16 protein-coding genes and 2 rRNA genes (1 of these 18 cut by a window edge) are annotated in these 17,160 nt (G+C 70.2%); 15 read left to right on the top strand and 3 right to left on the bottom strand.

Annotation, left to right across the window (positions count from 1 at the left end; all coding sequences use genetic code 11):
* The 10 genes from OG900_16995 to OG900_16950 all read left to right on the top strand — a co-directional run.
* Positions 1 to 1,665: ribosomal RNA gene (locus OG900_16995) — 23S ribosomal RNA — on the top strand (it extends 1,460 nt beyond the left edge of the window).
* A 103-nt stretch (positions 1,666 to 1,768) separates the two neighbouring features.
* Positions 1,769 to 1,885: ribosomal RNA gene (gene rrf, locus OG900_16990) — 5S ribosomal RNA — on the top strand.
* Positions 1,886 to 1,967: 82 nt separating this feature from the next.
* Positions 1,968 to 2,615 (top strand): HAD family hydrolase, encoded by a 648-nt coding sequence (locus tag OG900_16985; GenBank protein WUH91634.1) that lies wholly within the window; start codon positions 1,968 to 1,970, stop codon positions 2,613 to 2,615.
* A gap of 107 nt (positions 2,616 to 2,722) precedes the next feature.
* Positions 2,723 to 3,931 (top strand): MFS transporter, encoded by a 1,209-nt coding sequence (locus OG900_16980; GenBank protein ID WUH91633.1) that lies wholly within the window; start codon positions 2,723 to 2,725, stop codon positions 3,929 to 3,931.
* Positions 3,900 to 5,090 carry an acetoin utilization protein AcuC gene (locus OG900_16975; protein ID WUH91632.1) on the top strand — a complete coding sequence of 397 codons (1,191 nt, stop codon included), beginning with the start codon at positions 3,900 to 3,902 and terminating at the stop codon, positions 5,088 to 5,090. The genes OG900_16980 and OG900_16975 overlap by 32 nt, the downstream gene beginning before the upstream one ends.
* A 78-nt stretch (positions 5,091 to 5,168) precedes the next feature.
* Positions 5,169 to 5,990 (top strand): phosphatase, encoded by an 822-nt coding sequence (locus OG900_16970; GenBank protein WUH95803.1) that lies wholly within the window; start codon positions 5,169 to 5,171, stop codon positions 5,988 to 5,990.
* A 128-nt stretch (positions 5,991 to 6,118) separates the two neighbouring features.
* Positions 6,119 to 6,331, top strand: a complete 213-nt coding sequence (locus OG900_16965; GenBank protein WUH91631.1) for a helix-turn-helix domain-containing protein — start codon at positions 6,119 to 6,121, stop codon at positions 6,329 to 6,331.
* A 135-nt stretch (positions 6,332 to 6,466) separates the two neighbouring features.
* Positions 6,467 to 6,565, top strand: coding sequence for an AURKAIP1/COX24 domain-containing protein (locus tag OG900_16960; protein WUH91630.1), 99 nt, complete (start codon positions 6,467 to 6,469; stop codon positions 6,563 to 6,565).
* Between the two features lie 145 nt (positions 6,566 to 6,710).
* Entirely contained in the window at positions 6,711 to 7,763 is a 1,053-nt protein-coding gene (locus OG900_16955; GenBank protein ID WUH95802.1) for an NAD-dependent epimerase/dehydratase family protein, read from the top strand.
* 68 nt (positions 7,764 to 7,831) lie between these two features.
* Positions 7,832 to 8,941, top strand: coding sequence for an acyltransferase family protein (locus OG900_16950; protein ID WUH91629.1), 1,110 nt, complete (start codon positions 7,832 to 7,834; stop codon positions 8,939 to 8,941).
* Between the two features lie 312 nt (positions 8,942 to 9,253).
* Here the strand turns inward: OG900_16950 and OG900_16945 are convergent, their stop codons facing one another.
* The 3 genes from OG900_16945 to OG900_16935 all read right to left on the bottom strand — a co-directional run bounded on the left by OG900_16945 (position 9,254) and on the right by OG900_16935 (position 12,726).
* Positions 9,254 to 10,459: a DUF5667 domain-containing protein gene (locus OG900_16945; protein ID WUH95801.1), complete on the bottom strand. Its 1,206-nt coding sequence runs from the start codon at positions 10,457 to 10,459 to the stop codon at positions 9,254 to 9,256.
* A 217-nt stretch (positions 10,460 to 10,676) separates the two neighbouring features.
* A complete protein-coding gene (locus tag OG900_16940; GenBank protein WUH91628.1) occupies positions 10,677 to 11,480 on the bottom strand; it encodes a sigma-70 family RNA polymerase sigma factor in 804 nt (267 codons plus the stop codon).
* 298 nt (positions 11,481 to 11,778) lie between these two features.
* Positions 11,779 to 12,726: an HAD-IB family hydrolase gene (locus OG900_16935; GenBank protein ID WUH91627.1), complete on the bottom strand. Its 948-nt coding sequence runs from the start codon at positions 12,724 to 12,726 to the stop codon at positions 11,779 to 11,781.
* Between the two features lie 83 nt (positions 12,727 to 12,809).
* On the opposite strand from OG900_16935, the gene OG900_16930 reads away from it, so the two are divergent.
* From OG900_16930 to hemC, 5 genes are all read left to right on the top strand, one after another.
* On the top strand, positions 12,810 to 13,055 hold the full coding sequence (locus tag OG900_16930) for a glutaredoxin family protein (GenBank protein WUH91626.1): 246 nt from the start codon (positions 12,810 to 12,812) through the stop codon (positions 13,053 to 13,055).
* A gap of 102 nt (positions 13,056 to 13,157) precedes the next feature.
* Positions 13,158 to 13,874: a 3'-5' exonuclease gene (locus tag OG900_16925; GenBank protein WUH91625.1), complete on the top strand. Its 717-nt coding sequence runs from the start codon at positions 13,158 to 13,160 to the stop codon at positions 13,872 to 13,874.
* 131 nt (positions 13,875 to 14,005) lie between these two features.
* Positions 14,006 to 14,716: a redox-sensing transcriptional repressor Rex gene (locus OG900_16920; GenBank protein WUH91624.1), complete on the top strand. Its 711-nt coding sequence runs from the start codon at positions 14,006 to 14,008 to the stop codon at positions 14,714 to 14,716.
* A 64-nt stretch (positions 14,717 to 14,780) separates the two neighbouring features.
* Positions 14,781 to 16,121 (top strand): glutamyl-tRNA reductase, encoded by a 1,341-nt coding sequence (locus OG900_16915; GenBank protein ID WUH91623.1) that lies wholly within the window; start codon positions 14,781 to 14,783, stop codon positions 16,119 to 16,121.
* Complete coding sequence (gene hemC, locus OG900_16910; GenBank protein ID WUH91622.1) at positions 16,114 to 17,097, top strand: hydroxymethylbilane synthase; 984 nt, start codon at positions 16,114 to 16,116, stop codon at positions 17,095 to 17,097. Before OG900_16915 ends, hemC begins: the two co-directional genes overlap by 8 nt.
* Positions 17,098 to 17,160 lie beyond the last annotated feature (63 nt).

Genomic DNA, 17,160 nt, shown 5'->3' with positions numbered 1-17,160 from the left:
CGGGACCTAAGGCGAGGCCGACAGGCGTAGTCGATGGACAACCGGTTGATATTCCGGTACCCGCTGTAAAGCGCCCAATGCTGAATCCTTTGATGCTAAGGCCGTGAAGCCGCCTCTGATCTCTTCGGAGTGAGGGGGAGTGGTGGAGCCGCTGACCCTAGGGGGTAGTAGGTAAGTGATGGGGTGACGCAGGAAGGTAGTCCAGCCCGGGCGGTGGTTGTCCCGGGGTAAGGGTGTAGCCCGAGGAATAGGCAAATCCGTTCCTCATGCAGGGTGAGACCTGATGCCGAGCCGATTGTGGTGAAGTGGATGATCCTATGCTGTCGAGAAAAGCCTCTAGCGAGTTTTACGGCGGCCCGTACCCTAAACCGACTCAGGTGGTCAGGTAGAGAATACCGAGGCGTTCGGGTGAACTATGGTTAAGGAACTCGGCAAAATGCCCCCGTAACTTCGGGAGAAGGGGGGCCATGTCTGGTGATCCGATTTACTCGGTGAGCTGGGTGTGGCCGCAGAGACCAGCGAGAAGCGACTGTTTACTAAAAACACAGGTCCGTGCGAAGCCGTAAGGCGATGTATACGGACTGACGCCTGCCCGGTGCTGGAACGTTAAGGGGACCGGTTAGTCACATTTCGGTGTGGCGAAGCTGAGAACTTAAGCGCCAGTAAACGGCGGTGGTAACTATAACCATCCTAAGGTAGCGAAATTCCTTGTCGGGTAAGTTCCGACCTGCACGAATGGCGTAACGACTTCTCGACTGTCTCAACCATAGGCCCGGTGAAATTGCACTACGAGTAAAGATGCTCGTTTCGCGCAGCAGGACGGAAAGACCCCGGGACCTTTACTATAGCTTGATATTGGTGTTCGGTTCGGCTTGTGTAGGATAGGTGGGAGACTGTGAAACATCGGCGCCAGCCGGTGGTGAGTCGTCGTTGAAATACCACTCTGGTCGTGCTGGATGTCTAACCTCGGTCCGTGATCCGGATCAGGGACAGTGTCTGGTGGGTAGTTTAACTGGGGCGGTTGCCTCCTAAAGGGTAACGGAGGCGCCCAAAGGTTCCCTCAGCCTGGTTGGCAATCAGGTGTTGAGTGTAAGTGCACAAGGGAGCTTGACTGTGAGACTGACGGGTCGAGCAGGTACGAAAGTAGGGACTAGTGATCCGGCGGTGGCTTGTGGAAGCGCCGTCGCTCAACGGATAAAAGGTACCCCGGGGATAACAGGCTGATCTTCCCCAAGAGTCCATATCGACGGGATGGTTTGGCACCTCGATGTCGGCTCGTCGCATCCTGGGGCTGGAGTCGGTCCCAAGGGTTGGGCTGTTCGCCCATTAAAGCGGTACGCGAGCTGGGTTTAGAACGTCGTGAGACAGTTCGGTCCCTATCCGCTGCGCGCGTAGGAGTCTTGAGAAGGGCTGTCCCTAGTACGAGAGGACCGGGACGGACGAACCTCTGGTGTGCCAGTTGTCCTGCCAAGGGCATGGCTGGTTGGCTACGTTCGGGAGGGATAACCGCTGAAAGCATCTAAGCGGGAAGCCTGCTTCGAGATGAGGGCTCCCACCCACTTGATGGGGTAAGGCTCCCAGTAGACGACTGGGTTGATAGGCCGGATGTGGAAGCCCTGTAAGGGGTGGAGCTGACCGGTACTAATAGGCCGAGGGCTTGTCCTCAGTTGCTCGCGTCCACTGTGTGGTTCTGAAACAACCAGCTACCACACATCCTCACTGTCCTTTACGGGCAGGTGTCGGGGGTGTGGTGTGTGTTTCATGGTGTTTCGGTGGTCATAGCGTTAGGGAAACGCCCGGTTACATTCCGAACCCGGAAGCTAAGCCTTTCAGCGCCGATGGTACTGCAGGGGGGACCCTGTGGGAGAGTAGGACACCGCCGAACAATCTTTGATAAAGCGTCAGCTCCCGTGCACCGCACGGGGGCTGACGCTTTTCTGCGTTCTGCCGCCCTGTAGCGTGGCGACATGCAGTACGACCTGGTCATTTTCGACAACGACGGCGTCCTCGTGGACAGCGAGCGGATCTCCAACCGCATCCTGGCGGACTGCCTGACCGAGGCCGGGTTTCCGACGACCTTCGAGGATTCGGTCAGGGACTTCATGGGCGCCGCCATCCACCGCGTGCACGACGTGGTGCGGGAGCGGGACGGGGGAAGCCTGCCCGAGGGGTTCGACGCCGCTTACCACGCCCGGGTCTTCGCCGCCTTCGAGCGGGAGTTGGAGCCGGTCCTGGGGGCCGCGACCGTACTGGAGAAGCTGGCGGCCGACGGGGTGCCGTACTGCCTGGCCTCGTCCGGGGGGCATGAGCGGATCAGGGTCGCGCTGCGGAAGACCGGGCTCTACGACCGGTTCGGGGAGCGGCGGATCTTCTCGGCGCAGGACGTGGGCCGTGGGAAGCCCGCGCCCGACCTGTTCCTGCACGCGGCGCGCACCATGGGGGTGCCGCCCGAGCGGTGTGCCGTCGTGGAGGACAGCGCGCTGGGGGTGGCGGCGGCGCGGGCGGCCGGGATGGACGTGTACGGCTACACCGCGATGACGCCGGCCGCGAAGCTCAAGGACGCCACCGCCCTCTTCGGCGGCATGGCGGAGCTGCCCGACCTGCTCTTCCGCTGACCTCGCCCCCGGACGGCGGGGAAATCCGCGCGCGATGAAGTGCGCGGGAAAGATCGTGACTCCGCGCACCTACTCAGGCGTAGCTTTCGCGTCTACCGTGCACCCTTATGGACGACGACGCTCGCCCGCAGAGCCTGCGGCACGGTCGCGCGGCCCTCGCGGTCAGCTTCTTCGCGCAGGGCGCGCTCTTCGCTTTGCTGGTGACCCGGATTCCGGCGATCCAGGACCGCTACGGGATCAGTGACGGGCTGCTGCCGGTCTTCCTGGCCGGCGTGCCGATCCTGGCGGGGCTGGGCAGCGTGGTGACCGAGCAGCTGGTCAAGCGGGTGCGGCCGAGCGTGGTGCTGCGCTGGGTGCAGCCGGTGGTGGCACTGGTGCTGCTCGCGCTCGGCGCCGGGGACAGCATGTGGGTGGCGGCGGTGACGCTGGCCTTCTTCGGGGTGTGCGTCGGCGGCCTGGACGCGTCGATGAACATGCTCGGGGTGAGCCTCCAGCGCGCGTACGGGCGCAGCATCATGCTGGGCTTCCACGCCGCGTACAGCCTGGGCGGCATCATCGGGGCGCTGCTGGCGTGGTCGGGGGCGCACTGGCACATCTCGCTGGTGGCGCTGTACGGGCCGGTGGTGCTGGTGCTGATCCCGCTGACCCTGGTGGCGAGCCGCTGGTATCGGGACGCGTCCGACGCGGTGGAGGCGGGCGGGGAGAAGGAGACGCAGCAGGTGGTGATGCGGCTGCTGATGCCGCTCTGCCTGGTGATGGCGTTCGCCTACATCGGCGATTCGACGGTCTCCAACTGGAGCGCGAAATACCTCCAGGACACCCTGCACAGCTCCGAGCAGCTCTCGACGGTGCCCTACGCGGTCTACATGGTCACCACGCTGCTGGGGCGCTCGGTGGGCGATTTCGGGGTGCGGCGGTTCGGTGCGGTGGCGGTGGTGCGGCTGGGGACGGTCGTGGCCATGGCGGGCTTCGCGGTGGTGGCGGTGGCGCCGGGCGCGTGGGTGGGGATGCTGGGCTTCACGCTGCTCGGCTTCGGGCTGTGCGTGATCGTGCCGCAGACCTTCGCGGCGGCGGGGCGGCTCTTCCCGGGGGCGTCGGACACGGCGATCGCGCGGCTGAACGTCTTCAACTACGTCGGCTTCCTTGTGGGCTCGCCGCTGGTGGGCGCGCTGGGTGACGCGTGGAGCTACCGCGGCGCGATGCTCGTACCGATGGTGCTGGTCGGGGCGACGCTGCATTACGCCAGGTCCTTCGCCGCCGAGCCCGCCGGGTACGGTGTCGGCCATGAGCGGCCGAGCACAGTTGATGTGGGATGAGCGGGTCACCGGTTACGACTTCGGCCCGGGGCATCCGATGGACCCGGTGCGGCTGTCGCTCACCAGAGGTCTCGTGCGGGCCTTCGGGCTCGACCCGGCATTGCGGGTGGTGGCGGCGCCCCCGGCGGGGGAGTCGACGCTGACGCTGGTGCACGACGCGGACTACGTGGCGGCGGTGCGGCGGGCGTCGCGCGAGCCTGCGTCCGTATCCGCGGCGTACGGGGCCTACGCCTCCTACGGGCTCGGTACGGACGACAATCCGGTCTTCCCGCGGATGCACGAGGTCTCGGCGCTGATCGCCGGGCAGTCGGTGGCGGCGGCCGAGGCGGTGTGGCGCGCTGAGGTGGCGCACGCGGTGAATTTCGCCGGCGGGCTGCACCATGCGATGCCGGGGGCCGCGGCCGGCTTCTGCGTCTACAACGACGCGGCCCTGGCGGTGGCGCGGCTGCTTGAGCTGGGCGTGGAGCGGGTGGCGTACGTCGACGTGGACGTACACCACGGCGACGGGGTTCAAACGGCCTTCTGGGACGACCCCCGGGTGCTGACGATCTCGCTGCACGAGCATCCGCGGACGCTCTTCCCGAACACCGGGTGGCCTGAGGAGACCGGCGGGCCGGGGGCCGAGGGCGGGGCGGTGAACGTGGCGCTGCCGCCGGGGACGGGCGACGCGGGCTGGCTGCGGTCCTTCCACGCGGTGGTGCCCGAGCTGCTGGCCGCCTTCCGGCCGCAGGTGCTGGTGAGCCAGCACGGGGCCGACACGCATGTGGAGGACCCGCTGGCGCACCTGGCGGTGTCGCTGGACGCCCAGCGCGCGGTCGCCGAGGCGTGCCACGCGCTGGCGCACGAGCACGCGGCGGGGCGGTGGGTGGCGCTGGGCGGCGGAGGTTACGCGGTGACCGACGTGGTGCCGCGGACCTGGACGCATCTGGTGGCGATCGCGGCGGGCACCCCGCTGGCGCCGGAGACCGCGGTGCCCGAGGAGTGGCGGCACGAGGTCTACGCGCGGACCAGGCGGCCCGCGCCGCTGCGGATGACCGACGGGTGCGACGCGCGCTGGAAGGGCTTCGAGGAGGCCGGCTACGACCCGGCGAACCGGCTCGACCAGGCGATCCTGGCGACCAGGCGGGCGGTCTTCCCGCTGCACGGGCTGCTGCCATAGCGGGCGGGTCCGGTGATCGTAGGGTGAATTCGGCGGTTTCCGCATGCCTTGGGCGAGTTGGGCCGGGACGATCATGCTGTGGTGAGTGTCGGCGCGCTGCGCGCGCATTTGGTGGCGGCCGGACTGGCCGGGCAGGTCGCGACGTCCCGGGAGAAGAGCCTGGCGAGCTATCGGCTGTTCGCGGCGCGCGATCCGCGGCAGACGCTGGGCCTCGACCCGGCGGGGGAGTGGACGGCGGCGGATCTGCTGCGGCTGATGGCGGACCGCTGCGGTGTCTCGCCCGATCCCGAACTGACGTCGGGGCCCGACGTGATCGACCCGGACTGTACGGTGGCGGCGCTCGACGCGTTCGCTGAGCGGCTCGCGCGGGCCGCGCGTGACCGTATTCCGGTGCTCTTGGGCACAGGACATCCACATCGCCTCCTTGGTTTCTACGCATCTTTGGCCGCGGCACTCTCGGCGGCAGGGTGTGTCGTCCTCACCCCCGCGTACGGCCGGGACGTGGACATGCCCACGCAGTTCGGCGTACGCCGGCATCATTTGTGGTACGTCGGAGGGGTTGCCGTGGTCCGCCCGGTGGACACGGAGGGTGACGGGCCGCCGGTCGAGCCGGGTGTGCACACCCACTCCCCGCTGCCTGTCAGAGCGGCTCTCGCGGCGGCCGCGGAACAGGGCGGAATGCTGCCGGGACTGGTTGTCGGGGACCACGGATTCGTGTGCGGCGCAGGTCAGTTGGGCATCGAGGCGATCGGCCTGGCGGACGCCGACGACCCGGCGGTTTTCGTGGCCGAGGCGGAGGGCATCGTGTCGGTCGCGGTGCCGGTGGACGACGCCGTCAGGTCCGATTACTACCGGCCATTGACGCGCTACGTACTCAAGCGTGCCTGGCTGTCCCAGTAGTCAACCATTGGCAACTCCTCTTCCCCACTTACCTCATGCGCCCCTAATCTGTGGGGGAGCGCACACACCGCTTTGAGTCGCCGGAGGGGAAGCCGGTGCCCGGCGTGTGCGGAAGGTTCAGGTGTGACATGGCTACTACAGAAACCCGACCTCTCAACGAGGTCGTTTTCCTCACCGTCGCCGAAGTTGCGGCGGTGATGCGGGTGTCGAAGATGACGGTGTACCGCCTGGTGCACAGCGGTCATCTGCCGGCGATTCGCGTGGGCCGTTCGTTCCGGGTTCCGGAGCAGGCCGTCCACGAGTACCTGCGGGAGTCCTACGTGGGGGTGGAATCTGCCTGAGAAGGCCCTGACGGGCGGATGACCGTCCGCGTGGGCCTCGTTTATGCCCGTCCGCTCCGGGCGGGTAGGCTTGGCCGACGTAGGTCGTGTGGGCTCGGACGCCCCGCACCGAGTGAAACCGAAGCGAGGGTAGTCGTGGGCTCTGTCATCAAGAAGCGGCGTAAGCGTATGGCCAAGAAGAAGCACCGCAAGCTGCTGAAGCGGACGCGCGTTCAGCGCCGCAACAAGAAGTAAGCGGGCGACTTTTCCGCCGCACTTCCTGCCCTCCTCCACCGCCTTCCGGCGGCTGGGGGAGGGCAGTGGCATGTCGGGGGGCGCACGGGGGAGGCGCAGGGGATACGGTGCGGGTATTCCCCGAGGAAGGCGCTGAACCGTGGGCGTGGGCAAGGTGGTGCTCGTCACAGGCGCCGCGCGGCAGCTCGGCGGCCGGTTCGTCCGGCGCATCCAGCACGACCCCGAGGTCGGCCGGGTCGTCGCGGTCGACGCGGTGCCGCCGGAGCATGACCTGGGCGGTGCGGAGTTCGTCAGGGCCGACATCCGGCAGCCGATGATCGCCAAGGTGCTGGCACAGCACTCGGTCGACACGGTGGTGCACCTGGACGTCACCGGCACCCCGCTGGGCTCCGGCGGCCGGACGCAGGTCAAGGAGACCAACGTCATCGGCACCATGCAGCTGCTCGGCGCCTGCCAGAAGGCGCCGACCGTGCGGCGGCTGGTCGTCAAGTCCACCACCAGCGTCTACGGCTCCGCGCCGCGCGACCCCGCGGTCTTCCGCGAGACCACCCCGGTCAAGTCGCTGCCCAGCGGCGGCTTCGCGAAGGACGCCGTCGAGGTCGAGGGATACGTACGCGGCTTCGCCCGCCGCCGCCCCGACGTCGCAGTGGCGGTGCTGCGCTTCGCGAACATCCTCGGGCCCGACGCGGACACCCCGCTCGCGGAGTTCTTCGCGCTGCCGGTGCTGCCGACCGTCTTCGGCTACGACCCCCGGCTGCAGTTCGTGCACCAGGACGACGTCCTGGCCGTGCTCGTGCTCGCCGCGCTGGAAGCCCGCCGCGGCACCCTCAACAGCGGCACCTTCAACATCGCCGGCGACGGGGTGCTGCTGCTGTCGCAGACCGCCAGGCGGCTGGGCAAGCCCACCGTGCCGGTGCTGCTGCCCGCCGTGACCTGGCTCGGGCAGCTGCTGCGCACGGCCGGCGTGACCGACTTCGCGCCCGAGCAGATCCGGCTGCTCACCCACGGCCGGGTGGTCGACACCGCCGAGATGCGGGACACCCTCGGCTTCGAGCCGACCTACACGACAGCCGAGACCTTCCACGACTTCGCCCGCGGCCACGGCCCCGGGCTGCTGCCCCCCGGCCGGCTCGCGGCGGCGGTGGACCGGCTCGCGGCCGGCGTGGGCACAGGCAAGGACACGGGGGCGCGGCGGTGACGGACAGCGTGGACGCTTCGGCGACCTCAGCGGATGCTTCGGCGACCTCAGCAGAAGGAGCAGGGACCATGGCCGACGCCAAGGTGATCCCTTTCGACGAGGACTCGCGCGGCCGGCGCGGTGCCGGGCGCTCCCGCGCCAGGACCCGCAAGCCCGCGGCGCCCGCGGCCGGCAAGCCCGCCGACGGCCCACAGCCGCCGCTGGCGGCCGTACCGGCGGCCGCGGCCGGAATCCCCGCACAGGCGGACGGCGGGCGCCCCAGCGACCCGCCACCCCCCGCGGAGGCGCCCTCCGACCTCGCGGGCGCCTTCGGCGCCGTCGCGGACCGGGTCCTCGGCGGCGACTGGGAGCGCAAGGTCGCCTCCGGGCTCGCCTTCCTGCGGCGCCGGGTCACCGGGGACTACGAGGTCGACGAGTTCGGCTACGACGCCGAGCTGACCGACCAGGTGCTGATGTCGCTGCTGCGGCCGATGTTCGGGGCGTACTTCCGCGTCGAGGTCCGCGGCATCGAGAACATCCCCGCGGAAGGCGGTGCCCTGGTCGTCTCCAACCACTCGGGCACCCTGCCGCTGGACGGCCTGATGACCCAGGTCGCCGTCCACGACCACCACCCGGCAGGCCGCCACCTGCGGCTGCTCGCCGCCGACCTGGTCTTCATGCTCCCGCTGGTCAACGAACTGGCCCGCAAGCTCGGCCACACGCTGGCCTGCTCCGAGGACGCGGAGGTCCTGCTGGAGCGCGGTGAGGTCGTCGGGGTCATGCCCGAGGGCTTCAAGGGCCTCGGGAAGCCCTTCGCGGACCGCTACAAGCTCCAGCGGTTCGGGCGGGGCGGATTCGTCGCGACGGCGCTGAAGACGAAGGTGCCGATCGTTCCGTGCTCCGTGGTGGGGGCGGAGGAGATTTACCCGATGCTCGGGAATTCCCGCACCATGGCGCGCCTGCTGGGGGTGCCGTACTTCCCTCTGACGCCGACATTTCCCTGGCTGGGGGCTGCGGGGCTGGTCCCGCTTCCCACGAAGTGGGTCATCCAGTTCGGCCAGCCCATCCCGACGGACGGCTATCCGCCGGAGGCGGCGGAGGACCCGATGCTGGTCTTCAACCTGACGGATCAGGTGCGCGAGACGATTCAGCACACGCTGTACGAACTCCTGGTCCAGCGACGGTCCGTCTTCTTCTGAACAGCCCCTGCGGGGTGCTGTCACGGACTCCACGGTGCCGCTGAGCGGGGGCTTGTCGCGCGGTTCCCGCACCCCTGGCGGCTTGCCCCCCTGGGCGGAGGGTGGGCGTTTTCCAGGGGCGCGGGGAAAGGCGGGGGCCAAGGGCTGTCCCGTAATCCCCGGCGGGCGCGCGACGACAGCTACGGCACCTCGCCGCGTTGTCGGGCTCGCCCGAACACGACCCGGTATGAGGGCGACCCTTCGCCTTTCGATGTACCGCGTCTGACGCCGCGCGCTGGGTCCACCGCGGATTACGGGACAGCCCTTAAGCCCTTAGTTCTCGTCGTCCGTGGTGGTGCCCAGGCCCAGGCCTGGGAGGAGGCCGGGGAGGAGAGGGGGGAGGGTGATGGAGTGGTCGGAGGGGGCTGAGGGGGAAGGGGAGTTCGGGGTGGGGAAGGTCGGGAGGGGGCCCAGCGGGTTGGCGCCGCCGATGAGGCCGTCGGACGATGTGGAGCCGGACGGCGACGGGCTCGGGCTCTGGGTGTTGGCACCGCCCGAGCCGGGTGTGGCGGAGGAGGAGGCCGACGGGGCCGACGGTGTGCCGCCGGACGGGTCGGAGCCCTTGGGACCCGAGCCGCGCGCGTGCCCGTCCTGCTTGGGCTTGGGCAGCAGCCCCTGGAGCGGCGCGACTTCCTGGTCTATGGCGTCGAAGACCGACGAGACCTGGTCGGAGACGTCGGTGAGCTGGCTGGGCAGCTTGCCCCGCAGATCGCTCCAGCCCTGCCGGTGCGCCGCCGCGAAGGAGTTGAGCGTCTCGATCGGCTGGAGCGAGCCGTCCTCCTGGTAGGCCTGGCTGAGCAGCCGGTGGCCTTCCGCGGCCTCCTGGTGCATGCCCGACAGGGCCTTGCGCACCTCGGAGACGGACTCGTCGTCGAGCTGGCCGCCCCGCCCCCGGTCCATGAGGCGGCGGGCCTCCTGGAGGCGCGTGGAGGCCATGTCGAGGTAGACCTTGCCGCGGGACGCGTCGCCGCTGGCCATGTCGAGCTTGAGGTCCTCCATGCCGCGCTTGAGGCCGTAGAGGGTGTCGCCGGGCAGCGCGTTGGTGCTGGCCGCGGCGACGCCGCCGAGCGCGCCGGCTGCGACGCCGACGGTGAGGCCGCCGACGGCCAGCCGGCGGGAGAGCCGGGTGGTCGGGGTGAGGCGGCGCAGCCGGTGGCTGCCGCCCTGCCCGTCGCCGCGCTGCTCGGGCACCCGGGCGGTGACCGGGAAGCTCCCGTCGGCGAGGGCCTGCTCCATCGCGGCGATCAGCTGCGCGCGCTGGACGGTCTTGCGCTCGGGGTCGAGCGCGGGGCGCGGCTGCTCGGCGAGCGCATTGGCCAGCGCGAGCAGTGTGCCCTGCTCGGGGTCGGCGTGCCGGGCCGCGGCATGGCTGCCGTGTGCGCCGGGTGTGCCCTGTTGCCGCACCGCCGCGCCGGTGTCCTCCTGGACGGTCGCGTCCTCAAGGGCCTGGGCGAAGGCGTTCGCCCGGCGGTGTGCCATTGCCTGTCCGATCACGGGCGGCACCTCCTCTCGTCATCCACACTCGACTCCCCGTGCCGCCTGTGGGTTGCGCTGCCTGCCGACTTGCACCCGATCGGGTGAAACACGGCGGACCGCGTATGCCGGAGTCAGGCACAAAGTTGTCTGCATGTGAAGCAACGAGCGCCGCGCCAGTTGGGTTACGCAGGTGTGATGATCGTCCGGGGCCACCGAGGTCTCATCTCGCGTCGTCGGGCAGGAGCCTGGCCAGCGTACGCACGGCCCGGTATTGCAGGGTCTTGATCGCGCCTTCGTTCTTGCCCATCACGCGGGCGGTCTCGGCCACGGACAGGCCCTGCAGGAAGCGCAGGGTCACGCACTCCTGCTGCTGGGGGTTGAGCTTGCGCACCGCGGTCAGCAGCGCCTCGTTGGACAGCGACTCCAGGACGGAGTCCTCGGGGCTGCGGGCGACCTCGTTGGCGTCGAGCATCTCGCCGGTGGTCACCTCCAGCCGGAAACGGCTCGACTTGAAGTGGTCGGCGACCAGGTTGCGGGCGATGGTCACCAGCCAGGCGCCGAAGTCGCGGCCCTGCCAGGTGAAGGTGCCGATCCTGCGCAGGGCGCGCAGGAAGGTCTCGCTGGTCAGGTCCTCGGCGGTGGCCTTGGATCCGACCCGGTAGTAGATGTAGCGGTAGACGGTGTCGCTGTAGTGGTCGTACAGCCGTCCGAAGGCCTCGGTCTCGCCGTCCTGGGCGCGTTCGACCAGGTCCATCATGCGGCCGGAGTCGGTGTCGGAGGCAGGGCGGCGGGCGTGGGTGCCGGGGGCTGCGGCGTTCGTACCGGCCGCGCCCGAGCTGTTGCGGGAGCGTCTGCCTGCGGCTGTGCTGACTTCGGCCAGCGCGTACGCCGGGCCGGGGACGGTGGGACCTGACGTGGCGAGGGTGGGCAGGGCGTACGCGGGGACTGTGCGCATCAGTCGGTCGAGCACCAGTGCGCGCAACGCAGCCAGGCCGGAGGTGTCAACCCCGTCGTGTGGGTACACGGGACTCCCAGAGGCAGAACTTCCATCACGTGCAGTACGGGACCGTTCACCCGTCGTGGCGACGTGTGGGTTCCGGATTGCGTCTGAGGAGAATAACGCTTCGTACAGGCGACACTACACCGAGTTGCGCAAATCGCCGTTTGCGCCACTTCCTGTACGGAATGGTGATCGACCAATTATCGAACAGGTGGCCCTAGTTGACCACTTCCGTTCGTGAACAGCTCGCGCAGAGGCCGTGTTGTGAGCGTGTGTGTGCCCGCGCGAGCCGTTCCGCGGCCGGACTACCGGCGCATCCTTGTCACTTGCCGCGGCGGCGGCTGATCGCGATGGCCGCGGCGGCGCCGCCCGCGACCGCGCCCATGCCGGCTGCGGCGGGGATGCCGATCTTCACGGCCTTGCGCCCGGTGCGGTAGTCGCGCAGCCGCCACCCTTCGGCGCGGGCGTGCTTGCGCAGCCTGCTGTCCGGGTTGATGGCATACGGGTGGCCGACGAGGGACAGTATCGGGATGTCGTTGTGCGAGTCGCTGTAGGCGGCGCACAGCGACAGGTCGAGGTCCTCGGCGGTCGCCAGCGCCCGCACGGCCTCGGCCTTCGCCGGGCCGTGCAGCGGCTCGCCGACCAGGCGGCCGGTGTAGACGCCGTTCACCGACTCGGCGACCGTGCCGAGCGCGCCGGTCAGGCCGAGCCTGCGGGCGATGATCGTGGCGGTCTCCACCGGCGCGGCGGTGACCAGCCAGACCCGCTGGCCGGCGTCCAGGTGCGCCTGCGCCAGGGCGCGGGTGCCCGGCCAGATCTTCCCCGCCATGTACTCGTCGTAGATTTCCTCGCCGATGGACATCAGCTCCTCGACGCGGTGCCCCTTGACGATGGACAGGGCGCTGTCGCGCGCTTCCTGCATGTGCTCGGGGTCCTCGGCGCCCGCCATCCGGAAATACGCCTGCTGCCAGGCGAAGCGCACCAGGTCGCGGGTGTCGAAGAAATGCCGCTTGTACAGGCCGCGGCCGAAGTGGAAGAGCGCGGCGCCCTGCATCACGGTGTTGTCGAGGTCGAAGAACGCGGCGGCCCGCGGGTCGCCTTCCACCGGGAAGGCCGGTTCCTCGGGCTTCGTGTCGTCCGGAGGAGCGGTTTCCGGCCGGGGCTTCGTCGCGAGTGTCGCCTCCGCCGCGGCGGCGGCGGCCTCGCCGGCCAGCACACTCCGCTCCGTGGCGGACTGCGTGCGCGGGGTGAGCCATCTGAGAGCGGCCATAGCGCGAGCATAACGACCGTCTGCGACACGGCCGGTTCGGCCACGATGCCGGCACGTGAACCGCAGGCGTCACAATGTGCCGTATGACGACTGCGAGGACCGTGACGCTGATCGGGAAGCCGGGGTGCCACCTGTGCGACGACGCCCGCACTGTGGTGGCCGAAGTCGCCGCCGCGACCGGGGCGGTCGTGGTGGAGCAGGACATCACCCAGGACGCGGAGCTGCACCGCCGCTACTGGGAGCAGATCCCGGTCGTCCTGGTGGACGGAGAACAGCACACCTTCTGGCGTGTCGATCCCGCCAGGCTGCGCCGCGCCCTCACCGCCTGACCTCACGCACGCCCCGCTGAGCCTGGCCCGTGGCATATGACGAGTCGGGTAGGATCGAGGGCGTTTTGTGCAGCCGGGGGCGATGTGTGAGGAGCGTGCCGAGTGCCCTCGGTGGTGAGGACCGCGGCGAGCGGCTACGCGGTGGTGGACGTCGAGGCGACGGGTTCGTCGTCGCGGCGGCACCGCGTCGTGGAGCTGGCGCTGGTGCTGCTGGACCGCGACCTGCGGCCCGAGGGCGAGTTCAGCACGCTGGTCGACCCGCAGGGCCCGGTAGGCCCGACGCACATCCACGGCATCGAGCCCGCGCACCTGGGCGGTGCGCCGTCCTTCGCGGGCATCGCCGCCCGGGTGCTCGCACTGCTGCGCGGCCGGGTCCTGGTCGGGCACAACGTCGGCTGCGACCGCGCCTTCCTGGCCGCCGAATACGCCCGGATCGGGGTGCGCCTGCCGGCCGTACCCGAGATGTGCACCATGCGGATGGCAGCCGACCTGCACCGCGAACACCCCGTCCCGTACGGGCTGTCGCTGCGCGCGTGCGCACAGGCGCTGGGGGTGACCGGCTGGGCCCCGCACACCGCGCTCGGCGACGCCCGCGCCGCAGCGGCGCTTTTCGGCCACTTTGTGGCGCAGTCCGGTACGGCCGCCGGCGGCGCGGACGGAACCTGCGCTTCCGCGCTGGAGCGGCAGTTGTTGCAGGCTGCAGGTGTCCGCTGGCCGGAGGCCCCCGGTCCGCCGTCGGCCGCCGACGCGCTCTGGAAGCGCCGCAGCAACGATTCGCCACGGCAAAGCGTGCCCAATGTCCGGAATGGGAGTGCGTGATGCCCGTCACTTCCACCGGGCAAAACGGACACCATCTTTGTGCACGCGTTCACAAAGACATAGCCTGGCACGCACGGGGCGGCTCCAAAGACCGTGGTCGCCCTCAGCCCAGCTCTACCCGCAGGAGCACCGTGGCAACTGGCCGATCGCACCGACCGGCGACCCGCAGCCGAGGGATTCCCGAGGCCACCGTCGCCAGGCTTCCGCTGTACCTGCGGGCGCTGACCGCTCTGTCCGAGCGGTCCGTGCCCACCGTGTCCTCGGAGGAGCTAGCCGCCGCAGCCGGGGTCAATTCGGCCAAGCTGCGCAAGGACTTCTCCTACCTCGGCTCGTACGGCACCCGGGGCGTCGGCTACGACGTCGAATACCTCGTCTACCAGATCAGCCGTGAGCTGGGCCTCACCCAGGACTGGCCGGTCGTCATCGTCGGCATCGGCAATCTGGGCGCCGCCCTCGCCAACTACGGCGGGTTCGCCTCCCGCGGCTTCCGCGTCGCGGCCCTGCTGGACGCGGACGCGGCACTGGCCGGGCGGCTCGTCGCGGGACTGCCCGTGCGGCACATCGACGAGCTCGAAGCGATCGTCGCCGACAACCAGGTCTCGATCGGGGTCATCGCCACCCCGGCGGGCGCCGCCCAGGAGGTCACCGACCGGCTGGTCAACGCCGGGGTGACCTCGATCCTCAACTTCGCCCCCACCGTGCTGTCGGTGCCGGACGGCGTGGACGTACGCAAGGTCGACCTGTCCATCGAGCTGCAGATCCTCGCCTTCCACGAGCAGCGCAAGGCAGGCGAAGGACGCCAGGAGCCCGACGGGGACGTACCCGCCGTGATGCCCGCATGAGCGAGCCGACCACGACAAGGCGCACGTCGGACGAAGGCCGGCCCGAGCGAAGCGAGGGCCGCGCATGAGTCTGCTGGTCGTCGGGCTCTCGCACCGCAGCGCGCCGGTGAGCGTGCTGGAGCGGGCCGCGCTCACCGAGGACGCGCGCGCGAAGCTGCTGCAGGACGCGCTGGCCGCCGAGCCCGCGAGCGAGGCGGTGGCCCTGTCCACCTGCAACCGCATCGAGCTGTACGCCGACGTCGACAAATTCCACGCCGGTGTGGCCGAGCTGTCCACGCTGCTCGCCCAGCACAGCGGCGTCGGGCTCGACGAGCTGACCCCGTATCTCTACGTGCACTACGAGGACCGGGCCGTCCACCACCTGCTGTCGGTGGCCTGCGGACTGGACTCGATGGTCGTCGGCGAGGGCCAGATCCTCGGCCAGATCAAGGACGCCCTCGCGGTCGGCCAGGAGCTGCACACCGCGGGGCGGCTGCTCAACGACCTCTTCCAGCAGGCCCTGCGGGTCGGCAAGCGCGCCCACTCCGAGACCGGCATCGACCGGGCCGGCCAGTCCCTGGTCACCTTCGGCCTGGCCCAGCTCGCCCCCGCGACCGGCACCCTGGAGGGCAGGCGCGCGCTCGTCGTCGGCGCCGGCTCCATGTCGTCGCTGGCCGCCGCCACCCTGGCCCGCGCCGGTGTCGCCCGCCTCACCATCGCCAACCGCACCCCCGAGCGGGCCGTGCGGCTCGCCGCCCAGCTCACCGAGCAGGGCACCGAGGCGCAGGCGGTCAGCATGACCCGGCTCGCGACCGCGCTCGCCGACGCCGACATCGTGGTGTCCTGCACCGGCTCCACCGGCCTGGTGCTCACCGCCGACGACCTGCGGGCCGCCGGCCGGCCGCTGGCCGTCCTCGACCTGGCCATGCCGCGGGACGTCGACCCGGCCGCGCACGACCTCGACGGTGTGGTGCTCGCCGACATAGAGTCGCTGGCCGCCGCGTCCGCCGACGCGCCGATGGCCGCCGACGTGGACGCCGTCCAGGCGATCGTCGCCGAGGAGGTCGCCGCCTTCGGCGCCGCCCAGCGCGCCGCCCGGATCACCCCGACGGTGGTGGCGCTGCGGGCGATGGCCGCCGATGTCGTGGCGGGTGAACTTTCCCGGCTCGACGGTAGGCTGCCCGATCTGGACGACAAGCAGCGCTCGGAGATCACCCAGACCGTGCGCCGCGTCGTCGACAAGCTCCTGCACGCGCCGACGGTGCGGGTCAAGCAGCTCGCGGGCGAGCCCGGCGGCGCCGGGTACGCCGATGCGCTGCGCGAACTCTTCGACCTCGACCCGCAGGCGGTCGCCGCCGTCAGCCGGGCCGAAACCCCCAGGCCTCCGGCCCGGGTGCCCAACCGAATTGAGGGCGGCAATGAATAACCCGAGTGCCTCGGACCAGGGGCGCGAGGACGCGCTGCGGCTTGGCACGCGCAAGAGCAAACTGGCGATGGCCCAGTCCGGCATGGTGGCCGACCAGGTCCGCCGCCTCACCGGACGTGACGTCCACCTCGTGGAGATCACCACCTACGGCGACGTCTCACGGGAGAACCTCGCCCAGATCGGCGGCACCGGCGTCTTCGTCTCGGCGCTGCGCGACGCGCTGCTCGCCGGCGAGATCGACTTCGCCGTGCACAGCCTCAAGGACCTGCCCACCGCCGCCCCCGACGGGCTGACGCTGGCCGCGATCCCGGTCCGCGAGGACCCGCGGGACGCGCTGGTCGCCAGGGACGGCCTGACCTTCGCGGCACTGCCGCCCGGCGCCAGGATCGGCACCGGGTCGCCCCGCCGGATGGCGCAGCTCAACGCGTGGGCGCGGTCACACGGCCTCGACGTCGAGACGGTACCGATCCGTGGCAACGTTGACACCAGGATCGGGTACGTTACTTCCGGCAAGCTCGACGCCGTCGTGCTGGCCGCCGCCGGGCTGAACCGAATCGGCAGGATCGCGGAGGCGACCGAGCTGATCGCCGCCGACGCCGTACTGCCCGCCCCCGGCCAGGGGGCACTGGCTGTCGAGTGCGCAGCTTCCAACCCGGAGCTGGCCGCACAGCTCGCCGGGCTCGACGACCCGTTCACCCGGGTCGCCGTGACCGCCGAGCGATCCCTGCTCGCCGCCCTCGAGGCCGGCTGCAGCGCCCCTGTGGGCGCGCTGGCCGACCTCGTGGACGACGGGCAGACTACCGAGCTGCGCCTGCGCGGCGTCGTCGGCACCACCGACGGCACCTCGCTGGTGCAGATGTCCATCACCGGTTCCGTACCGGCGTCCGACGACGAAGCGCGCGCCCTGGGCCGCGAACTCGCCGCCGAGATGCTCGCCAAGGGTGCGGCCGGTCTTATGGGGGAGCGCGCACTTTGAACCCCGCCGCCGTCGCTGCTACGACGAACACCGCCGCCGGTACGGCCCTTTCGGCCGGCACCG

The organism is Streptomyces sp. NBC_00433 (assembly GCA_036015235.1).
In the GTDB taxonomy this organism is placed as follows: domain Bacteria; phylum Actinomycetota; class Actinomycetes; order Streptomycetales; family Streptomycetaceae; genus Actinacidiphila.
The sequence above is the reverse complement of the archived record's forward strand: the minus strand, read 5'-3'. Positions and strand labels throughout refer to the sequence as shown.

Coding starts and splice junctions, on each gene's coding strand:
- hemC (WUH91622.1), top strand. CDS start 16,114: ATGAATAACCCGAGTGCCTCGGACCAGGGGCGCGAGGACGCGCTGCGG.
- OG900_16930 (WUH91626.1), top strand. CDS start 12,810: ATGACGACTGCGAGGACCGTGACGCTGATCGGGAAGCCGGGGTGCCAC.
- OG900_16975 (WUH91632.1), top strand. CDS start 3,900: ATGAGCGGCCGAGCACAGTTGATGTGGGATGAGCGGGTCACCGGTTAC.
- OG900_16950 (WUH91629.1), top strand. CDS start 7,832: ATGGCCGACGCCAAGGTGATCCCTTTCGACGAGGACTCGCGCGGCCGG.
- OG900_16965 (WUH91631.1), top strand. CDS start 6,119: ATGGCTACTACAGAAACCCGACCTCTCAACGAGGTCGTTTTCCTCACC.
- OG900_16915 (WUH91623.1), top strand. CDS start 14,781: ATGAGTCTGCTGGTCGTCGGGCTCTCGCACCGCAGCGCGCCGGTGAGC.
- OG900_16985 (WUH91634.1), top strand. CDS start 1,968: ATGCAGTACGACCTGGTCATTTTCGACAACGACGGCGTCCTCGTGGAC.
- OG900_16945 (WUH95801.1), bottom strand. CDS start 10,459: ATGGCACACCGCCGGGCGAACGCCTTCGCCCAGGCCCTTGAGGACGCG.
- OG900_16980 (WUH91633.1), top strand. CDS start 2,723: ATGGACGACGACGCTCGCCCGCAGAGCCTGCGGCACGGTCGCGCGGCC.
- OG900_16935 (WUH91627.1), bottom strand. CDS start 12,726: ATGGCCGCTCTCAGATGGCTCACCCCGCGCACGCAGTCCGCCACGGAG.